Origin of the sequence: Flavobacterium sp. RSP49 (assembly GCF_003968735.1) — a bacterium.
GTDB lineage: Bacteria > Bacteroidota > Bacteroidia > Flavobacteriales > Flavobacteriaceae > Flavobacterium.
On the sequence record NZ_RYDN01000016.1, the window covers coordinates 22,637 to 39,345 of the forward strand.

Here is a 16,709-nt window from a genome sequence, read left to right on the forward strand (position 1 = left end):
AATGAATAATAACCATTTAGTATCTTTTCTTTTCTTTGCAATGTTGGCTTCATCGTGCAGCAACACTCGCTTTTTGCCCGAAGGAGAGCTGCTCTATACCGGTGCTGAAGTAACCGTAGAAGGAAAAGAAACCTCTAAAAAAGAAAACAAAGCATTAAAAACCGCTCTTGGAGAAGTGGTAAGACCAAAACCCAATTCCTCGATTTTAGGATTGAGGCCTAAGCTGTACATTTATAACTTGGCAGGGACGCCAAAGAAAGAAAAAGGATGGCGCTACTGGTTAAAAACTAAAGTAGGCGAAGCCCCTGTTTTATACAGTCAGGTAGACTTAGAATACAACAAAAACGTTTTACAAAATTTCACAGAAAACAATGGCTATTTCAATACAAAAACAGCGGCTGATTCAACACGACACGGAAAAAAAGCAACTGTAGAATATCTTGTAAAACCTGCAAAACAATACAAAATCAGCGCCGTCAAATTCCCTGTAGACTCCGCAGTGATTTCAAGTGCCGTGCGCAATACCAGACTTAGAAGTTTGTTAAAAAAAGAAGAAGGATACAGCCTAAATACCATCAAAGAAGAAAGAATCAGAATCGATTCTAGGCTAAAAGAAAAAGGATTCTTTTATTTTAATCCTGATTATTTAAAAGTACAAGTAGACTCAACGGTTGCAGATCATCAGGTCGATCTGATTGTAAAGATAAAAGAGGAAACTCCGAAACTAGCCGAAACTCCGTACAAAATTAATAAAATTATTGTATATCCAAACTATTCTATTAGTTCTGACAGTTTAAAAATCAGTATCGATACCATTACAAAATATAATGATTTAACCATTATAGATCCAGAAAATTTATTCAAACCCAGGATTTTTGATCGGGCTTTATACTTTAAAAAAGAGGATCTATACAACCGTAGCGACCATAATTTATCATTGAACCGATTGGTAAACCTAGGTACTTTCAAATTTGTGAAAAATCAGTTTAAGGTTTCTGATACACTCGGAAATTATTTAGATGCCTATTATTACCTGACGCCATTGCCTAAAAAATCGCTTCGGATGGAATTATTGGCCAAAACAAATTCTGCTAATTACACCGGAACCGAACTCAATTTAAACTGGAGCAATCGCAATGCGTTCCGGGGTGCTGAATTATTAACAATCTCAGCTTTTGGGGGTGTAGAAGTGCAAGTTTCCGGACAAAATAATGGTTTCAATGTGTACAGAGTTGGTACCGAAGCTAATTTAATTTGGCCCCGATTTATATCCCCTTTTAAGCTAAACCCGTCAAGTGGTTTTGTTCCAAAGACAAAAGCAACATTGGGATATGAATTTCAAAACAGAACCAATTTATATTCCCTACAAACATTCAAAGGTTCTTTTGGTTATTTATGGAAAGAAAACGAACGAAAAGAACACCTTTTAAATGTTACCGAAATCACATACGCCAGTCCGCAAAACATAACTAATTTGTACCATGAACAAATTGCAAACAACCCTTCTCTGGAGAAAGTGGTTGAGAAGCAATTACTATTTGGACCATCCTATTCCTATACGTACACTAATACTTTACAAACGAGAAAGAAAAACACTTTTTACTACAAAGCTAGCCTTGATCTGGTAGGCAATATAGCAGGATTAGTTTCAGGAGCAAATATTCGAAAAGGAGATACTATCAAATTATTTGATGTTCCGTTTAGTCAATTTATCAAAATAGAGCAAGATTTCAGACATTATTTAAAATTAGGAAAAGAGTCTCTATTAGCCAGCAGAATCATTGCAGGAGCAGGATTTACGTATGGAAATTCAAATGAAATGCCTTTTATCAAGCAGTTTTTCATTGGTGGGACCAATAGTTTGCGAGCCTTTAGAGCCCGTTCCTTGGGACCTGGAAGTTTTGATGGAGCTGCAGCTAACACCGGCACTTTTTTAGCGGATCAATCCGGTGATTTAAAACTAGAGTTTAATACCGAATACCGAACTAAAATATATGGACTGGTAAAAGGAGCTTTGTTTCTAGATGCCGGAAATATTTGGTTACTGAATGAAAATCCGGATAAACCGGGAGCAAAATTTTCCAAAAAATTCCTGAATGAACTGGCCGTTGGAGTTGGAGCCGGATTACGCTTTGATTTCTCTTTTCTGATTCTGAGAACAGATCTTGCTTTCCCGTTACGCAAACCGTATTTACCAAATGGAGATCGCTGGGTTTTAGATCAAATCAGTCTGGGAAATAGTGCCTGGAGAAAAGAAAATTTAGTTTTCAATCTAGCAATTGGTTATCCTTTTTAGAAAAACAATGAAACATAAAAAGAGCTCGATACCTCGTGCTCTTTTTATGTAACCTATCTTGTACACTCTTTAATTGACTAAGAACAATGCATTGCTGAACAATAGATTTCCATTTTCCCAAAAACCTCTGAATAATGGATTATCTACCATATAAATTACAGATCCATCGCCTTTTTTATCAACTGCAAAGCTCACGGTATTGTTCAGTTTCTTTTTGATTTCATTACCTACAAAACCATAACTCTTATAATCTTTAGGAACATAAGCAACATTTATGGCTTTTTTCAATAGTGAATAATGTCTGTCATCCGTTTTTAGACTGAAATATGTATCGCCTAAACCAAAAGACATGGGATGTGTTTTATTCAATAGGTTTTCAATTATGGCTCCGGGAATGGATTTAGAAATATACCTGCGTTCTGAATCCTGAAAATCTAAGAAGCGTTCTTTTAGTTCCTCTTCTTCAGCGGCTTTCTCAGAGCTTAATTTGTCTTCTTCAGTTGCAAAAGGACTTAATGCATATCCTTCTTTTGCTTCAAAAAGGGTAAGCGCACTATTCATTGCAATCACTTTTCCACCGTTTTTAATCCATTCGCCAATTTTCTTTTGTTGGTCTTCTGAAAAATCATAATATCCGTCTGCTAAAATCAGTGTGTTGTAGTTAAAAAGATTAAATCTATTGAAATTATTTACTTCAACCACACTCACCGGATATGCAATAGTTTCTTGCATATAATACCAAGCGGCACCAAACTCTGTAGAGCCCACCCCTTTTCCGGATAATAAAACGACTTTAGGCGCTTTCAATAAATTAAAATTTTCGCCGCCTACATCTTTAGAATTAGACGAAAAACCTGTAAGTATGTAATTATAATCGGTTTTTATTTTTACGAGTTCACTAATCGTTTTTTCAAAATCAACCACTTTAGGATTATCCGCTTTGGTCACTAACAGTCCACCCGGCTCTACAATCACATCTCCAAAAATGGCTTTTTTCATCGCAGACCTCACTTTGATATTATTTTGGTGCAACAAAGACAACACCTGAGCTGAAATTCTGTTATTCCAAGGAATATGAAACGCATAAGCATTTTTAGGAACGATCTTTTCTTTCACTTCAATAGTTGCTTTAGTCTTTATGTCCAGACTATTTTTTAACGCATAACCTTCAACACCGTACGCCAAGGGCAAAGCCCAAGAGGTAATATCATACGATAAACTGTCATTCAACTTTTGGTCCGGTTCAAAAAGCACTTGTGCTAAAACAGCTTTTTGTTGATCTACTTTTACAATTAAATCATCGGGTTCAATCGTAAAACCTTTATCTGTTTTTGTATTGTAATTGAATCCGGATACTTTTTGACTGGCATCAGCGTAACTGAATTCTACATTATTTTTTTTCAACAAATCCGCCATTTGAACCAACTTCGGATTATTTTTCATCACATACATTTTATAATTTCCCTTCACTGTTTTTCGGGAATTATTCATAAAACCTCTGAAACCTTTCAGCAAAACATCCGCTTGTGCGGTGGCTGATTCTACCACCGTCAGGACTGCCGTAGCGTGATGTGTCAATCGGTCTTGTATCGTTAAGGTGATTCCGTTGCCCATAGTAATGGCTCTCCCCGCACCTATTCCGCCTTGTTCCATCGTCATACCAACCGCGCCATTGTATGTAGGATACGTATCCCCATAACTTGGATAAAACAAATCAAAACGTTCACCGGTGTTATACATCCAGTTTTGAGCATCAAATTTTTTAGAAATATTTTTACCTAAAGTGTAGTGAAAATCTTTCTGGTATTTCTCAATATATTCGTGCAAAGGTTCCGCTGAGGGTGGAAAAAAATACGGAGAATCGTATCCCATTTCATGCACATCTGTATGAACTTGTGGCATCCATTGGTTGTACAACGCAATACGCTGTTGGGTTTCCGGTTGTGTTTGCCACGCCCAGTCTCTGTTTAAATCAAATATATAATGGTTGTATCTACCGCCCGGCCACACTTCCATGTGCTCTCTGTCTGACAATTCCGGATGCGTTTTTTTACCTGAAATTTCTCTTAACCAATTTCCGTATCTGGAATATCCATCCGGATTGATGCATGGATCCAGTATTACAATGGTATTCTCTAACCACTTTTTAGTATCGGCATTCGAAGGATTTACTAATTCGTACGCCACGGTCATAGCACTTTCGGTTCCGGCAAATTCATTTCCGTGCACATTAAAACTCAACCAAACAATTAATTTATCGCCAATCATTTGTGATTTATTTTCGGATAAACCAATGGCTGCCAAATTGTTATTCCTAATTTGTTCCAAATTAGCCAAATTCTCCGGGCTCGATATAAAGTATACATTCAAATCCCTTTGTTCCGGCGTTACACCATATTTCTGGTGTTTGATAAAAGTAGACTTTTCAGTAAGATGCTTAAAATAATTTTCAGTCTGATGGTAATAGGTTATTTGTTTTCCGTAATTGGGTATAAATTCAGAAGGACTTTGCACTTGCGAATGAACACTCAGCACCAAAGTTAGCAGTAGATAAAAAGAAAAAATAATCTTTTTCATGTTGTTTTGGGTTAGTTAAGCTTCAAAAATAGCCATTTACAAAGTATTGCACAAGCTAAATTTTGAATTAAAGAAATATTGATTTTAACAAAGTATTAGTTTTGTTAAATCCTTTTTTTTTGAAGAATACTAGCAATATAGCAATATTAATTATTAAAAAAACAATATTATTCTGTTTTCAATTCGTATCCCTGCTACATTCTATTATATTTGCAGGTAACAAAAATTCACACTTAACATGGAAGAATGTATCTCCGTTTTTGATATGCTAAAAATTGGTGTTGGACCTTCGAGTTCACACACACTTGGACCTTGGAGAGCTGCCGAACGCTTTCTTAGTGAATTGCGAAACGAAAATTTACTTCATGCTGTCAGCAGGGTAAAAATAGATCTATACGGTTCCCTTTCCTTAACCGGTAAAGGACACGCCACGGATTTAGCAGTAATGCTTGGTTTGAGCGGACAAGATCCAGAATACATTCCCGTAGAAAATATTGATGCAATTATCAAATCTATTGAATCCAAAAATGAAATCCATTTAGGAAATGAAAAGCGAATCCCATTCTACTTTCTCCAAGATATCGTTTTCAATAAAAACTTTCTGCCCTTTCATTCCAATGGGATGACTTTTACAGCTTATACAACTGATAACAAAGAACATATAGCGACCTATTATTCAATTGGTGGCGGATTTGTAGTCAAGGAAGAACGCATCAACGCCAAAAAGAAAATCCAAATAAAAGGTACTTTTCCTTATCCAATTGACAAAGCGGCTGAGCTATTGGATATTTGTAAAAAAGAAAACAAATCGATATCCGAAATCGTTTATGAAAACGAAAAATCAATGCGTTCCGAAGCCGTTATCGATCAGGAACTAATGCGCATTTGGCACACGATGCTCGAATGCATGTACATTGGTTGTCATTCTGAAGGGATTCTTCCCGGCGGACTAAACGTGCGTCGCCGTGCTTTTGACATGCACCAAAAACTAATTGGTTTATCCAATTATAATTCCCCTCAGACCTGGCTTGAAGAGATCAGAAAAACAGAAGTAAAATTCCGCCAAATCCTGAAATGGGTTTCCTGTTTTGCCCTTGCGGTAAATGAAGTAAATGCCGCTTTAGGACGCGTGGTCACAGCTCCAACAAATGGAAGCGCAGGCGTAATTCCGGCTGTTTTGATGTATTATTTAGTGATTGAAAACCATAATGCAGGAGAAAAAGAAATCAAACAATTCCTGATGGTTGCCGGTGAAGTAGGCAGTATTTTCAAGAAAGGTTCTACCATTTCTGCGGCAATGGGCGGTTGTCAGGCCGAAATAGGCGTTTCATCTTCCATGGCTGCCGCCGCTTTATGCGAATTGATGGGCGGAACTCCTGCACAAGTTTTAATGGCTGCCGAAATTGCAATGGAACATCACTTGGGGTTGACCTGTGATCCTATTGGCGGTTTGGTTCAGATTCCCTGCATCGAAAGAAATACTATGGGTGCCATAAAAGCCATTAATGCCGCTGAATTAGCCCTGGAAACCGATCCGAAAAATGCCAAAGTGCCTTTAGACAAAGTCGTGGACACGATGTGGCAAACCGCCAAAGACATGAACAACAAGTACAAAGAAACCTCAGAAGGCGGATTAGCCATCGCCGTGAATATGGCAGATTGTTAATTTACTTATTAAACAAAAAAACAATGAAAATCAATTGGGTAATAGTTGGACTTGTACTCTTCTTCGGAATTGCTTTGATAGTATTTCTCATCAGAAAAAATCAAAAAGACAAAAAGAAATACAAACAGTTCTTGAATAAAGATTTCAAAAAAACAACTGAAGAAGATTCTGACTGGAATGATGATACGCACTGATGAATATTTTAATCATTTTAGAAAAATTTAGAAATAAAATCCAATAACGTATTATTAAAAACAAAAACTGCTTGCAAACAGATCCGTAAAACGGTTACAACCAAAGGAAATTTAACTAAATACCATATTTCTCTTTTAAACTTAAAATAATCCAGAAAAGTACCCTTTAAACACTTGGCAGATGGCGACTCGCTTAAATTATAATCGACTTTAACGAAAATTTACAACTATTAAGCAAGAAAATAGTGTAATTATGCAAAATGATTAAACAAATTCGACATACTCTTTTAACTCGATATTTTTGGGGTTTCATGTCGTTATACCTGCTGAACTGCTTTGTTGATTCCCCGGATGCGCAACCAAATCATTTACCTGAGGATCTGACCCACAATGATCTGGAAAGCATTATTGAAATAGTGGTTGAAAAAATATTAGGATTCGAAAATGCCATACCTGAATACGATGATAATGATACCAATCAAGATTTTGCTGCAAAAAGTGCTTTTTTTATAGATTTTTTTGTAGTACCAAACAGTGCAATTAGTCTTTATAAAAAATATTTATATTTAAAAAAGGGGAAATTAGCTGAACAAAATTCGATTCCTCCGACCCCGTATTTTGAAATACACACGCCTCCCCCTGACATTTAATTTGTTATTTAGATCATTAATCCCTGCCTTATTTTCTCATGAAAACTAGGGTTGCAATTCGTATACTAAAACATAAAACAAATTAAAATGGCTCTTCAATATTTAAAAACAGCGGTATTTACTCTGCTATTAACGGTACTTACGGGTACACATTCTCAAGCACAAACAGAAAAAAACCAACAAAATACGATCAAAGACAGTCTTTACATTCAAGAAGTTGAAGGCAAAAAAAAACATCCAAAAGTGTTACATGCTGAACCTCTGTACATCGATCTCATTAGAGATTTGGGAGCCCGAAAAGGAGAAAAAGAATGGAATTTAGGTCTCGGTTTGACAGACAATATCACTCATGATGAATATACTGCACTGCTAGAATATGAATGGGCTCCAATTGATCGATTAGGACTTGAAGTAGAACTGCCTTTTTCAATTTATTACCCTACTTCCGGCAACGGAAATTCGCCGGGAAGTAACCTGAATAGTATAAAACTAGCGGCACAATATACCTTTTTTGTTTCAGAAAAAAAGAAAATATCAATGGCTGTTGGCTATATTCACGAATTTCTATTACCCAATTTTAACAACTACAGCAATAGTACTTTAATAACCGGAAATGGATATAATCCGTTCTTGGTGATTGCTAAACGCTGGGGACAAAATTTTCATACCCTTTTATACACCGGGCCACAATTTACGCACCACTTTTCAGATAATACAACACAGACGAACTGGCAGATTAATTCAAATATCCATTACATGATCCCCGGAACGCGAAATTTTATTGGACTGGAGTTTAACAAAGAAATTAATAATGCTGATTTTGATATGACAATCCGACCTCAAATGAGAGTAGAAATTACAGATAATTTACTAATAGGCATAGTAACCGGAATTCCTATAAATAGAGAAAACCAGCGGTTTAGCTCCTTTTTACGACTCATTTATGAACCTTCGTCGCATTAAAAAAACAGTGCTTTTTTGATGCAAGTTAGTAGGATCCAATACTAAAACCTTAAAATAAAGCGACCTTTCTTTAATTAATATTACCACTAGACTAGCCGGATTTTTTTAAACACAATCCGGTTAATCAGTGATAATTAGCGGGATAGTGTCAAGAGTCTTTTTTTTTAGCTATTGTAAAACTCTCTCTTAATACAACAACGCACAAAAATGAAATCCTATTTGTTTTCATAGGATTAAATTATATATTTACGTTCGTAAAGAACCTTAAAATTCTTGAAAGCACATGTTTTTAGCTGATTTTACGCCATAAAAACGAAAAACATAATATTCTAAAAAACAGGCCTGATATGAAATGGACAATATCCTTTTATCTTATACTAGCACTAAATTTGGTAGGTTATAGTCAAAATAATGATGAATCTGAGAGCATCAAAAAACTACTTGAAAAAGAGTCTGCCACATGGAGAGCTGGCGACAGCAAGGGACATACGGACTGCTGGTACATTCAGCCCTACAGCCGAATATTAATTTCAACTGGAGACGGAACCGTACTCGACATTCCGCCTACGGCTATGATTAATACAAATCCGGAAGCAATGGGTAACGGTGGCTATTCTGTAAATACAAATTACAAAATGAGTATTCATAAGGACAACGCCTGGGTAAGCCACAACGAAGAGTCAACGGCCAAAGATGGTAAAAAAACGTTCTCGTATGAAATTCGGTTATTAGAAAAAATTGATGGACACTGGAAATTAGTGGGGCAATCCATTCATATTTCTAAACAAACAGGTGAATAACTTGTAATTGAACTGCAGCTTACACTTTTTTTTTAATTAACACTCGGCAACTGTCTATTAATCAAGGTTCTGAATCTGCATTATGCTTTTTTAAAGCGCGCTTAATCATGGAAAAATATGCAGAAAAGCCATCGATTTCATTATAAATATCCAAAACTAGGTGCGTAAATACGTTAATACTACTGAAGAAACTACTTTACAGCAGATTTTTTATATCGTTTTCAAAGCTGCAATAAGCAAATCAATATCTTCTTTAGTATTATAATGGCTGAATGAAATGCGCAAACTTGGTTTCTTTAAATCGTCATTCGAAAGCATTTCGGCTAATACATGAGACGGTTTTATACTCCCGGACTGGCAGGCGCTACCGCGGGAAACTGCTATCCCTTTCATGTCTAAATGAAACAAAATCATCGCTGTCTTTTCGTCTGAAAAAGGCAGTAAAACATTTAAAACCGTGTAAAAACCATCGCTATTCCCATTAATTTCGAAACCTGGAAAATCAATTTCAAGCTTGGTAATTAAATAACTCCGTACTTCAGAAATGTGCTTTCGTTCCGTTTCTAAATTGGTGTATGAAAGTTCCAGAGCTTTTGCCATTCCTGCAATTTGATGTAGAGCCTCAGTCCCGGCGCGCAATCCTTTCTCTTGTTCGCCACCAAAAAATAAGGGTTGCATTCCTGAATTTTTTCGAATAAATGCAAAACCAACGCCTTTAGGTCCATGAAATTTATGCGCACTGGCCACGATAAAATCTATAGATAAATTTTGCAAATCTATGCCGGTTTTCCCTATGGACTGTACGGTATCCGAATGAAACAAAGCACTGTGCTCTTGACAAATACGGCTTATTCGTTCTAAATCTAAAACAGTTCCAATTTCATTATTCACATGCATCAAACTGACTAATGTTTTCTTATCCTGTGATAATAACTCTACTAAATCAGTAATATCAATTGCTCCATTTGGCTTTATTGCTACATAATCAATCTGAATGCCATACTCTTTTTCTAAAACTAAAGCCGTGTACAAAACCGCATGATGCTCGATTTTACTGGTAATGATTCGTTGCACTTTCAAGTCCTTAACGGCTGACCGAAGAATCCAGTTATTGGCCTCGGTACCACAGGAAGTAAAAATTATTTCCTGCGCAGTGGCATTCAGGTTTTTGGCAATTGACTTTCTGGAAAGCTCCAGAACATTTTTTGCAGAACGCCCTAAGCTGTGCGTTGAAGATGGATTTCCATAATCTTCCGTTAATACTTTAGTCATTTCCTGGATTACTTCGGGACGAATAGCAGTTGTAGAAGCGTTATCGAGATATACTTTTTTCATTTTTTTAATTATAAAATTATTTTAAAACTGGTATTTCTGAAGGGACGAGTTTTAATTTTCGGGGAAAAAGCAGTTTTTCATTAAAAACAACAATTGAAACCAAAATCAGCAAATAAGAAAACAATTGAAGCGAGCTAACCTGCTCGTTATAATAAAATATAGCCAACAAGAAATTAATAATCGGGTTAATATAAATCATAATTCCCACCGCGGAAGAGTTGATTCCTTTGAGCGCATAGAGATTTAGAAACAAAGGGATAATCGTAAAAAAAACCACAATCAGGAACATGTAGCCGTAAAACAGAGGCTCTACAGGAATTGTTCCACTGTATTTTGGATAAAAAGGGAGCAGTACAAGTGCCGTAAAAATCAATTGAATCGTCAGGCTGAGGAATTTATCTAAATCATTATTTTTACGTTGACTCACTAAATACAGCGCATAAGTAGCAGCCGTAATAAGACTGTAGAATATATCCTGAAAATGATTAAAGGATAATAAAACGCAACTAAATACACTAATTAAAACAGCAATCCACTGCCATTTGCTCAGCGTTTCTTTCAACATGAAAAAGGCAAAAACAGTTGTTACAATTGGACAAATTAAATACGCCAACGAAGCCGCATTTACACTTACGTGATTCATCACATAAATGTAAACAAACCAGTTTGAGGAGAGAAATATACCTCCGCCAAGTGTTAGCATAACAACACTCTTCTGTTGTTTGGGAGGTATCGTCTTGAAGTGATTCCAGTTTTTACGCATTACATTTCTACGGAAAACAACATTGATCAACACCATGGTAATGGCACTAAAAAACACTCGGTAAAATAATATATCCAGCGACGGATAATTGTGTAAAGGCTTTAAAGCAAAACTAAAAAAACCCCAAACAAAAAAAGCTAAAAAAGCAGCCGAATAATATTTGTTAAGTCTCATCTATCGTATTAAATTTAGACAAAGATACTGATTTCAATCGGCTTTAAATTCTCACTATCTTTCAATTTTATAACTATTAAAACAGGTACTTTATCACTTAATTGATAGTTGCTAAAACACAATATCCTGTTAAATAATCTATTTTTAAGCGGTTATGCATTTGGAATAAATTAAAAATTCTATTTTTGTTTTAAATTTTATAAAATGAAAAGAATTGTTAGCCTGTTGGTTTTTGCATTGCTCCTAAACGGATGTGATGATGGAGATTTAATTCAAGAAACCATCACTTTTGAAGATGTAGCCACACAAAATTGCACGACAAATGGGATCATTTATAAATTAAAAGATAGCGAAGCGTTAATTCTTGAAATAAAAAATGTTGTTTTTCCGACAGAAACAAGTGTGCAAGAACTGGATATCAATGGTACAAATCGAGTTTTTTACCGTTTTTATAACGGAACTGTCACAAATGCTACAATTTGCGAAACTATTCCTCCAGCAACACCTACAGTTACAGGCCAATGGACCGCAACTGGCGGGACAATTGTAATAACTACAACGGCAATAAAACCCCTAAATCCAGATGATAACAGTACTAAAATTACAGGATACAATCATAATATAACGTTCAAAAACATCACTTTTGATAAAGGAAACGGAACGCAAGTGTACGAAACATTCTTTTTTGGAGACTATCAAATAGCAGCAATACCGCTGCCTTTTAGTTTTAATAAAACACTGGAACAATGTGCTACTTCCAAACAATTATACGATTACAACAGCAGTGAAGCGCTAATTCTGGATATTGATGCCAGTTTAATCGTGAATGCCGTAACACCGCTGAACACTCCTAGAACCGGATTGATAGGCGACACAGAAAACAAACTGACGTATCGTTTGTTCTCTGGCTTGGTTACAGGAAATTATTTTTGTAATACTACTTTTCCTACTACTCCGACATTTAGTGAAGAATGGATTGGAGTGTCAGGAATAGCAAATACCAGCGGTATTATAGAAGTAACAACTACAACAAATGGATCAGGTTTTAGACATACTGTAGTGCTGAAAAAAGTAAAAATGAAGAAAGGAAACAGTGATTTTATTCTAGGTGATGCTTATATTTATGGAGATTTATTGACTACCAATTAGGGGCCAAAAAACTTATATTTCAGATAAGAAAAAGTTGTTTTCAAGGCTACAAAAATGGTCTTATTTAAGATGATTTCTCCATTGAAATTTACTTAAATTAGACCCTTTTTTTTTAATTAAAAATCCAAAAATGAACTTACATGGCATTTTGTTTAATGAAAACTTCTGTTGCTCCTTGACCGTATTTTTGATAATTACCTTCTTGAAAAGCGATGTTATCATACCGTCCCAATAAGAAATCCAGCTCTGCTTTCAAGACTCCTTCCCCGACTCCATGTATAAAAACAATCTTTGGAATGCGATTTTTAATCGCAAATTCAATATGGCGTTTTGCTGTTTCAGTCTGTAGCGTCAGAATATCATAATTCGACATTCCGCGTTTATTAGGCACCAGTTTTTCAATGTGTAAATCAAATTCAGGAGCTGGAATTTCGTGTTTAGATTTCCTTTCTTTTACAAAACTACGGGGTTTTGGGATCTCTTTCTCTTTTGCAATTTCACTTACATTTATTCTTCTGATTGATTCCATTAAGTTACTGGAATCGTTTATTTTAAGCAATTCATTGACAATAAATGTCATCGTAAAACCATCCTCCGTTTCTATCGTAACCTGCTGGTCTTTGACTGACAACACTATCCCATTCATCGCTTCATCCAGCACGGAAACTTTATCTCCTTTATTGAACATTTTTGTCTTCTTTTTCTTGATTTTTACTCGGAGTTTTAGCACTCAACTGCATCATTCCAATCATAAAAACTACAATTGCAACAACCATGATGTACACGTTTTTTTCGGCACTCACCTGCTCATATAAAGCAACTGTGATGGCGAGAATCATTATGGGGATTATATATTTTTTCATCTTTTAAAATATCAGATTCCAAAAGTACTGAATTTAAAATTACTCTATTTACTCTTGATAAAATTTCTTACTTTTACGTATACTTGTAAAAAAGAAAAAAAATTGAATATAGAAAAATACATGCTCCCGTGTTTCAGTAAAACACTCTTTGGAATAGAGTGTTTGGGCTGTGGTTTTCAGCGGGGATTTTTATTGCTTTTACAAGGTGATTTTGGAGGTGCTTTCGATAGGTATCCGGCAATTTTCACGACCTTATTATTTCTGGGAATTCTGGCTTTGAATTTCATAGACACCAACACAAACTACAAAAAAATAATTATCGGCACCGCTGTCCTTAATGGTGTTTTTATGATTGCAGGGTATTATTTTAAACACTACTAATGAGGTTCTTTTTATCCCCTTTACAGCAACAACAATTATTTGATTCGGGCTAGAATATCATTCATCATTTCGATTTGTACTTTCTGAATTTCAATTAATTCTTCTTGCTGATGCATAATCAAATGATCCAGTTTTTCATGAAGCATTCTGATTTCAAGTTCTGATTTCAAATTAATCATATAATCTTTTTTAGCTCTTTCCCGATCTTTTTCTTCCTGACGGTTTTGGCTCATCATAATTACCGGTGCTTGAAGTGCAGCCAAACAAGACAGAATTAAATTCAATAAAATAAATGGGTACGGATCAAAACCTTTATTCAGCAGAATATAAATATTAGCCAAAATCCACAATAAAATAAACACCCCAAAAAGAATGATAAATTTCCAGCTTCCGCCAAAAGCAGCTACCTTGTCTGCCACTTTTTGCCCTACGGTTCTATCACCATTTTCATCCTCTACAGTATTCACCAGCGATTTATCTTCGCTTAAGGAACCGATTACTTTAGCCTCCAGATTAGACAATTCCCCTATTTCGACCAATAAATAATTCGAAATATATTTTTCCCGATACCTATTAAGTTCACTTATTGCTAATAATTTATTGGCATCAAAATCAGGATAATCATTTTGAATAAGTGCTAATATTGGGTTCCGTATGGTCTTAGCAGCTACTTTATCCGCTATTGGCAATACCTTTTTAGAAATGTCACTTATAAAAGTCGAATTACTTTTCATAGCTAGTTATTTATTGGCTAATTTAAAAAACACTTCTATCGAAACTAATAATCAATTTGTATACCTTGAAAATATAAACAGTCTAGCAATAGCTGTTTATATCTTAAAATTGTAAAAAAAGCTATTGATTTAATTTTTATTAATTCCAATTAACGGATATAACAATAATTTCAATTGCATTCAAAAGCGATAAATTTAACAAAAATGCAGCAATAAACAAGATAGCTTTATTGACTAAAAACAAATAATCCAAAATTGTTCAATACCTTTACCATTCGTTTTAAAAACCATGAAAATGCCACTGAATTATAAAAATATTCCTTTCTGCTATTGTTGTTGCTATTTTTAAAATAAGCTTGTTAAAAATAGTTTTTATAAACGAATACTTATCAAATTTAGTCAATACTCGGATTATTACAAATCAAACACAACACACCCAATAGCATGAAATCTCAAACAATACTAGATTTAATAGGCAATACACCTTTAGTTGAATCTACCCATTTGATACAAAATGACAAGGTAAAACTTTTACTGAAACTCGAAGGAAATAATCCAGGCGGAAGCATAAAGGATCGTGCGGCATACAACATGATCAAATCAGCATTAGAAAGAGGAGAAATCAAAAAAGGAGACAAGTTAATTGAGGCAACCAGCGGCAATACCGGAATTGCTTTGGCAATGATTGCCCAATTATTCAATATCGAAATCGAATTGATACTGCCGGAAGATTCCACTATAGAACGTACGCTTACTATGCGTGCTTATGGAGCTACGGTCATTCTAACGCCTGCTGACACCGGAATAATTGGTTCCAGAGATTATGCTGATAAAAAGGTAGCCGAAGGCGGATACATAATGCTCAATCAGTTTGCTAATGATGACAACTGGAAAGCACATTACAAAACCACAGGTCCGGAAATATGGAATGATACGGAAGGAACGGTAACCCATTTCATATCAGCAATGGGAACTACAGGGACAATTATAGGAACGTCAACGTATTTGAAAGAGCGGAATCCAGAAATTCAAATTATTGGTGCGCAACCCAGCGACGGTTCGCAGATTCCGGGAATCAGAAAATGGCCTCAAGAATATTTACCTAGAATTTTTGATGCTTCAAAAGTAGATACCATCATTGAAATTTCGGAACAGGAAGCACGTGCTATGACCAAACGTTTGGCACTTGAAGAAGGCATTTTTGCAGGAATGAGCAGTGGCGGTTCCGTGGCTGCAGCACTAAAAATAGCAAATACAATAGAGTCCGGTGTGATTGTCGCTATCATTTGCGACCGAGGCGATCGGTATTTGTCTTCCGATTTATTTGATTAATTACCAATGCACTATAAAATCAACCTTCCTTTTCTCTATCTTTCGGATAAGAATGGAAGGTTGTTGCGTTTTACTGCATTACTACTTATTTACTGTTTTCAAAATCTCTAATCCGGTTACAAATGAAAAACATCCAATTTATTTACAGCATCTTATTTTTATCAATCGTTATGGGAGAAACAATACAGGCGCAGGACTGGCCAAATTTAAGCAAATACCAAGAGCAGAATGTTTCGCTGAAACCACCAGCAGCTGGACAACAACGAATTGTCTTTATGGGTGATTCCATAACCGAATTCTGGAGTGCAATCAATTCTGAATACTTTTCAGGAAAACCCTATATAAATAGGGGTATTAGCGGTCAAACAACCCCGCAAATGCTCATCCGTTTCAGAGCTGATGTTATTGCTTTACAGCCAGCCGCAGTACTCATTTTAGCAGGAATCAATGATATTGCCGGAAATACAGGCCCCACAACATTAGATAGGATTGAAAACAATATTATTTCGATGGTTGAATTGGCACAAGCAAACCAGATCAAAGTTATTTTGTGTTCCGTATTACCCGCTTTTGATTTTCCTTGGAAACCCAATCAAAATCCGGCTGAAAAGGTTATGGAGCTTAATCAATTACTAAAGAAATATGCTGATGCGAATGGAATTATCTACCTGGATTATTTTTCGGCAATGGCCGATGAGAGCAACGGATTAAAAGCTGCCTATTCCGGTGATGGAGTACATCCTAATAAATTGGGCTATCAGGTAATGGCGCCTCTGGCTGAAAAAGCGATTGCGCAAGTTCTAGCAATGAAACACTAAAGCACAATTTTGTG

The 16,709-nt window shown here is 35.7% G+C and carries 16 protein-coding genes; 10 read left to right on the forward strand and 6 right to left on the reverse strand.

What is annotated here, in order from left to right; all coding sequences use genetic code 11:
- The first annotated feature begins 1 nt into the window (after position 1).
- Entirely contained in the window at positions 2 to 2,296 is a 2,295-nt protein-coding gene (locus tag EKM02_RS09360; protein ID WP_126454488.1) for a BamA/TamA family outer membrane protein, read from the forward strand.
- Between the two features lie 69 nt (positions 2,297 to 2,365).
- On the opposite strand, the gene EKM02_RS09365 is transcribed toward EKM02_RS09360, so the two are convergent.
- The gene (locus EKM02_RS09365) at positions 2,366 to 4,873 is read right to left on the reverse strand and encodes a M14 family zinc carboxypeptidase (protein WP_126454490.1); all 2,508 of its coding nucleotides are present in this window, start codon (positions 4,871 to 4,873) and stop codon (positions 2,366 to 2,368) included.
- A 238-nt stretch (positions 4,874 to 5,111) separates the two neighbouring features.
- Here EKM02_RS09365 and EKM02_RS09370 point away from each other — a divergent pair, with 238 nt between their 5' ends.
- From EKM02_RS09370 to EKM02_RS09385, 5 genes are all read left to right on the forward strand, one after another.
- Positions 5,112 to 6,539 carry an L-serine ammonia-lyase gene (locus tag EKM02_RS09370; RefSeq protein ID WP_126454492.1) on the forward strand — a complete coding sequence of 476 codons (1,428 nt, stop codon included), beginning with the start codon at positions 5,112 to 5,114 and terminating at the stop codon, positions 6,537 to 6,539.
- A gap of 23 nt (positions 6,540 to 6,562) precedes the next feature.
- Positions 6,563 to 6,733, forward strand: a complete 171-nt coding sequence (locus EKM02_RS14915) for a hypothetical protein (RefSeq protein ID WP_197037241.1) — start codon at positions 6,563 to 6,565, stop codon at positions 6,731 to 6,733.
- A gap of 260 nt (positions 6,734 to 6,993) precedes the next feature.
- On the forward strand, positions 6,994 to 7,383 hold the full coding sequence (locus EKM02_RS09375; RefSeq protein ID WP_126454494.1) for a hypothetical protein: 390 nt from the start codon (positions 6,994 to 6,996) through the stop codon (positions 7,381 to 7,383).
- Positions 7,384 to 7,470: 87 nt separating this feature from the next.
- Positions 7,471 to 8,346, forward strand: coding sequence for an HAEPLYID family protein (locus EKM02_RS09380; protein WP_126454496.1), 876 nt, complete (start codon positions 7,471 to 7,473; stop codon positions 8,344 to 8,346).
- 347 nt (positions 8,347 to 8,693) lie between these two features.
- Positions 8,694 to 9,146 carry an endo-arabinase gene (locus EKM02_RS09385; protein WP_126454498.1) on the forward strand — a complete coding sequence of 151 codons (453 nt, stop codon included), beginning with the start codon at positions 8,694 to 8,696 and terminating at the stop codon, positions 9,144 to 9,146.
- Between the two features lie 210 nt (positions 9,147 to 9,356).
- Here the strand turns inward: EKM02_RS09385 and EKM02_RS09390 are convergent, their stop codons facing one another.
- Positions 9,357 to 10,481, reverse strand: a complete 1,125-nt coding sequence (locus EKM02_RS09390) for a cysteine desulfurase family protein (protein ID WP_126454500.1) — start codon at positions 10,479 to 10,481, stop codon at positions 9,357 to 9,359.
- A 16-nt stretch (positions 10,482 to 10,497) separates the two neighbouring features.
- The gene (locus tag EKM02_RS09395) at positions 10,498 to 11,418 is read right to left on the reverse strand and encodes an EamA family transporter (protein ID WP_126454502.1); all 921 of its coding nucleotides are present in this window, start codon (positions 11,416 to 11,418) and stop codon (positions 10,498 to 10,500) included.
- A gap of 204 nt (positions 11,419 to 11,622) precedes the next feature.
- Here EKM02_RS09395 and EKM02_RS09400 point away from each other — a divergent pair, with 204 nt between their 5' ends.
- Entirely contained in the window at positions 11,623 to 12,567 is a 945-nt protein-coding gene (locus EKM02_RS09400; protein ID WP_126454504.1) for a hypothetical protein, read from the forward strand.
- Between the two features lie 136 nt (positions 12,568 to 12,703).
- Here the strand turns inward: EKM02_RS09400 and EKM02_RS09405 are convergent, their stop codons facing one another.
- Both EKM02_RS09405 and EKM02_RS09410 read right to left on the reverse strand, forming a co-directional pair.
- The gene (locus EKM02_RS09405) at positions 12,704 to 13,255 is read right to left on the reverse strand and encodes a Smr/MutS family protein (RefSeq protein ID WP_126454506.1); all 552 of its coding nucleotides are present in this window, start codon (positions 13,253 to 13,255) and stop codon (positions 12,704 to 12,706) included.
- Complete coding sequence (locus tag EKM02_RS09410) at positions 13,245 to 13,430, reverse strand: hypothetical protein (RefSeq protein ID WP_126454508.1); 186 nt, start codon at positions 13,428 to 13,430, stop codon at positions 13,245 to 13,247. Before EKM02_RS09410 ends, EKM02_RS09405 begins: the two co-directional genes overlap by 11 nt.
- 102 nt (positions 13,431 to 13,532) lie before the next feature.
- On the opposite strand from EKM02_RS09410, the gene EKM02_RS09415 reads away from it, so the two are divergent.
- On the forward strand, positions 13,533 to 13,811 hold the full coding sequence (locus EKM02_RS09415) for a DUF2752 domain-containing protein (protein WP_126454510.1): 279 nt from the start codon (positions 13,533 to 13,535) through the stop codon (positions 13,809 to 13,811).
- 35 nt (positions 13,812 to 13,846) lie between these two features.
- Here the strand turns inward: EKM02_RS09415 and EKM02_RS09420 are convergent, their stop codons facing one another.
- Positions 13,847 to 14,545, reverse strand: coding sequence for a DUF1003 domain-containing protein (locus EKM02_RS09420; RefSeq protein ID WP_126454512.1), 699 nt, complete (start codon positions 14,543 to 14,545; stop codon positions 13,847 to 13,849).
- Between the two features lie 444 nt (positions 14,546 to 14,989).
- Here EKM02_RS09420 and cysM point away from each other — a divergent pair, with 444 nt between their 5' ends.
- Entirely contained in the window at positions 14,990 to 15,877 is an 888-nt protein-coding gene (gene cysM / locus EKM02_RS09425) for a cysteine synthase CysM (protein WP_126454514.1), read from the forward strand.
- A gap of 122 nt (positions 15,878 to 15,999) precedes the next feature.
- Positions 16,000 to 16,695, forward strand: a complete 696-nt coding sequence (locus EKM02_RS09430; RefSeq protein WP_234423172.1) for an SGNH/GDSL hydrolase family protein — start codon at positions 16,000 to 16,002, stop codon at positions 16,693 to 16,695.
- The last annotated feature ends 14 nt before the right edge of the window (positions 16,696 to 16,709 follow it).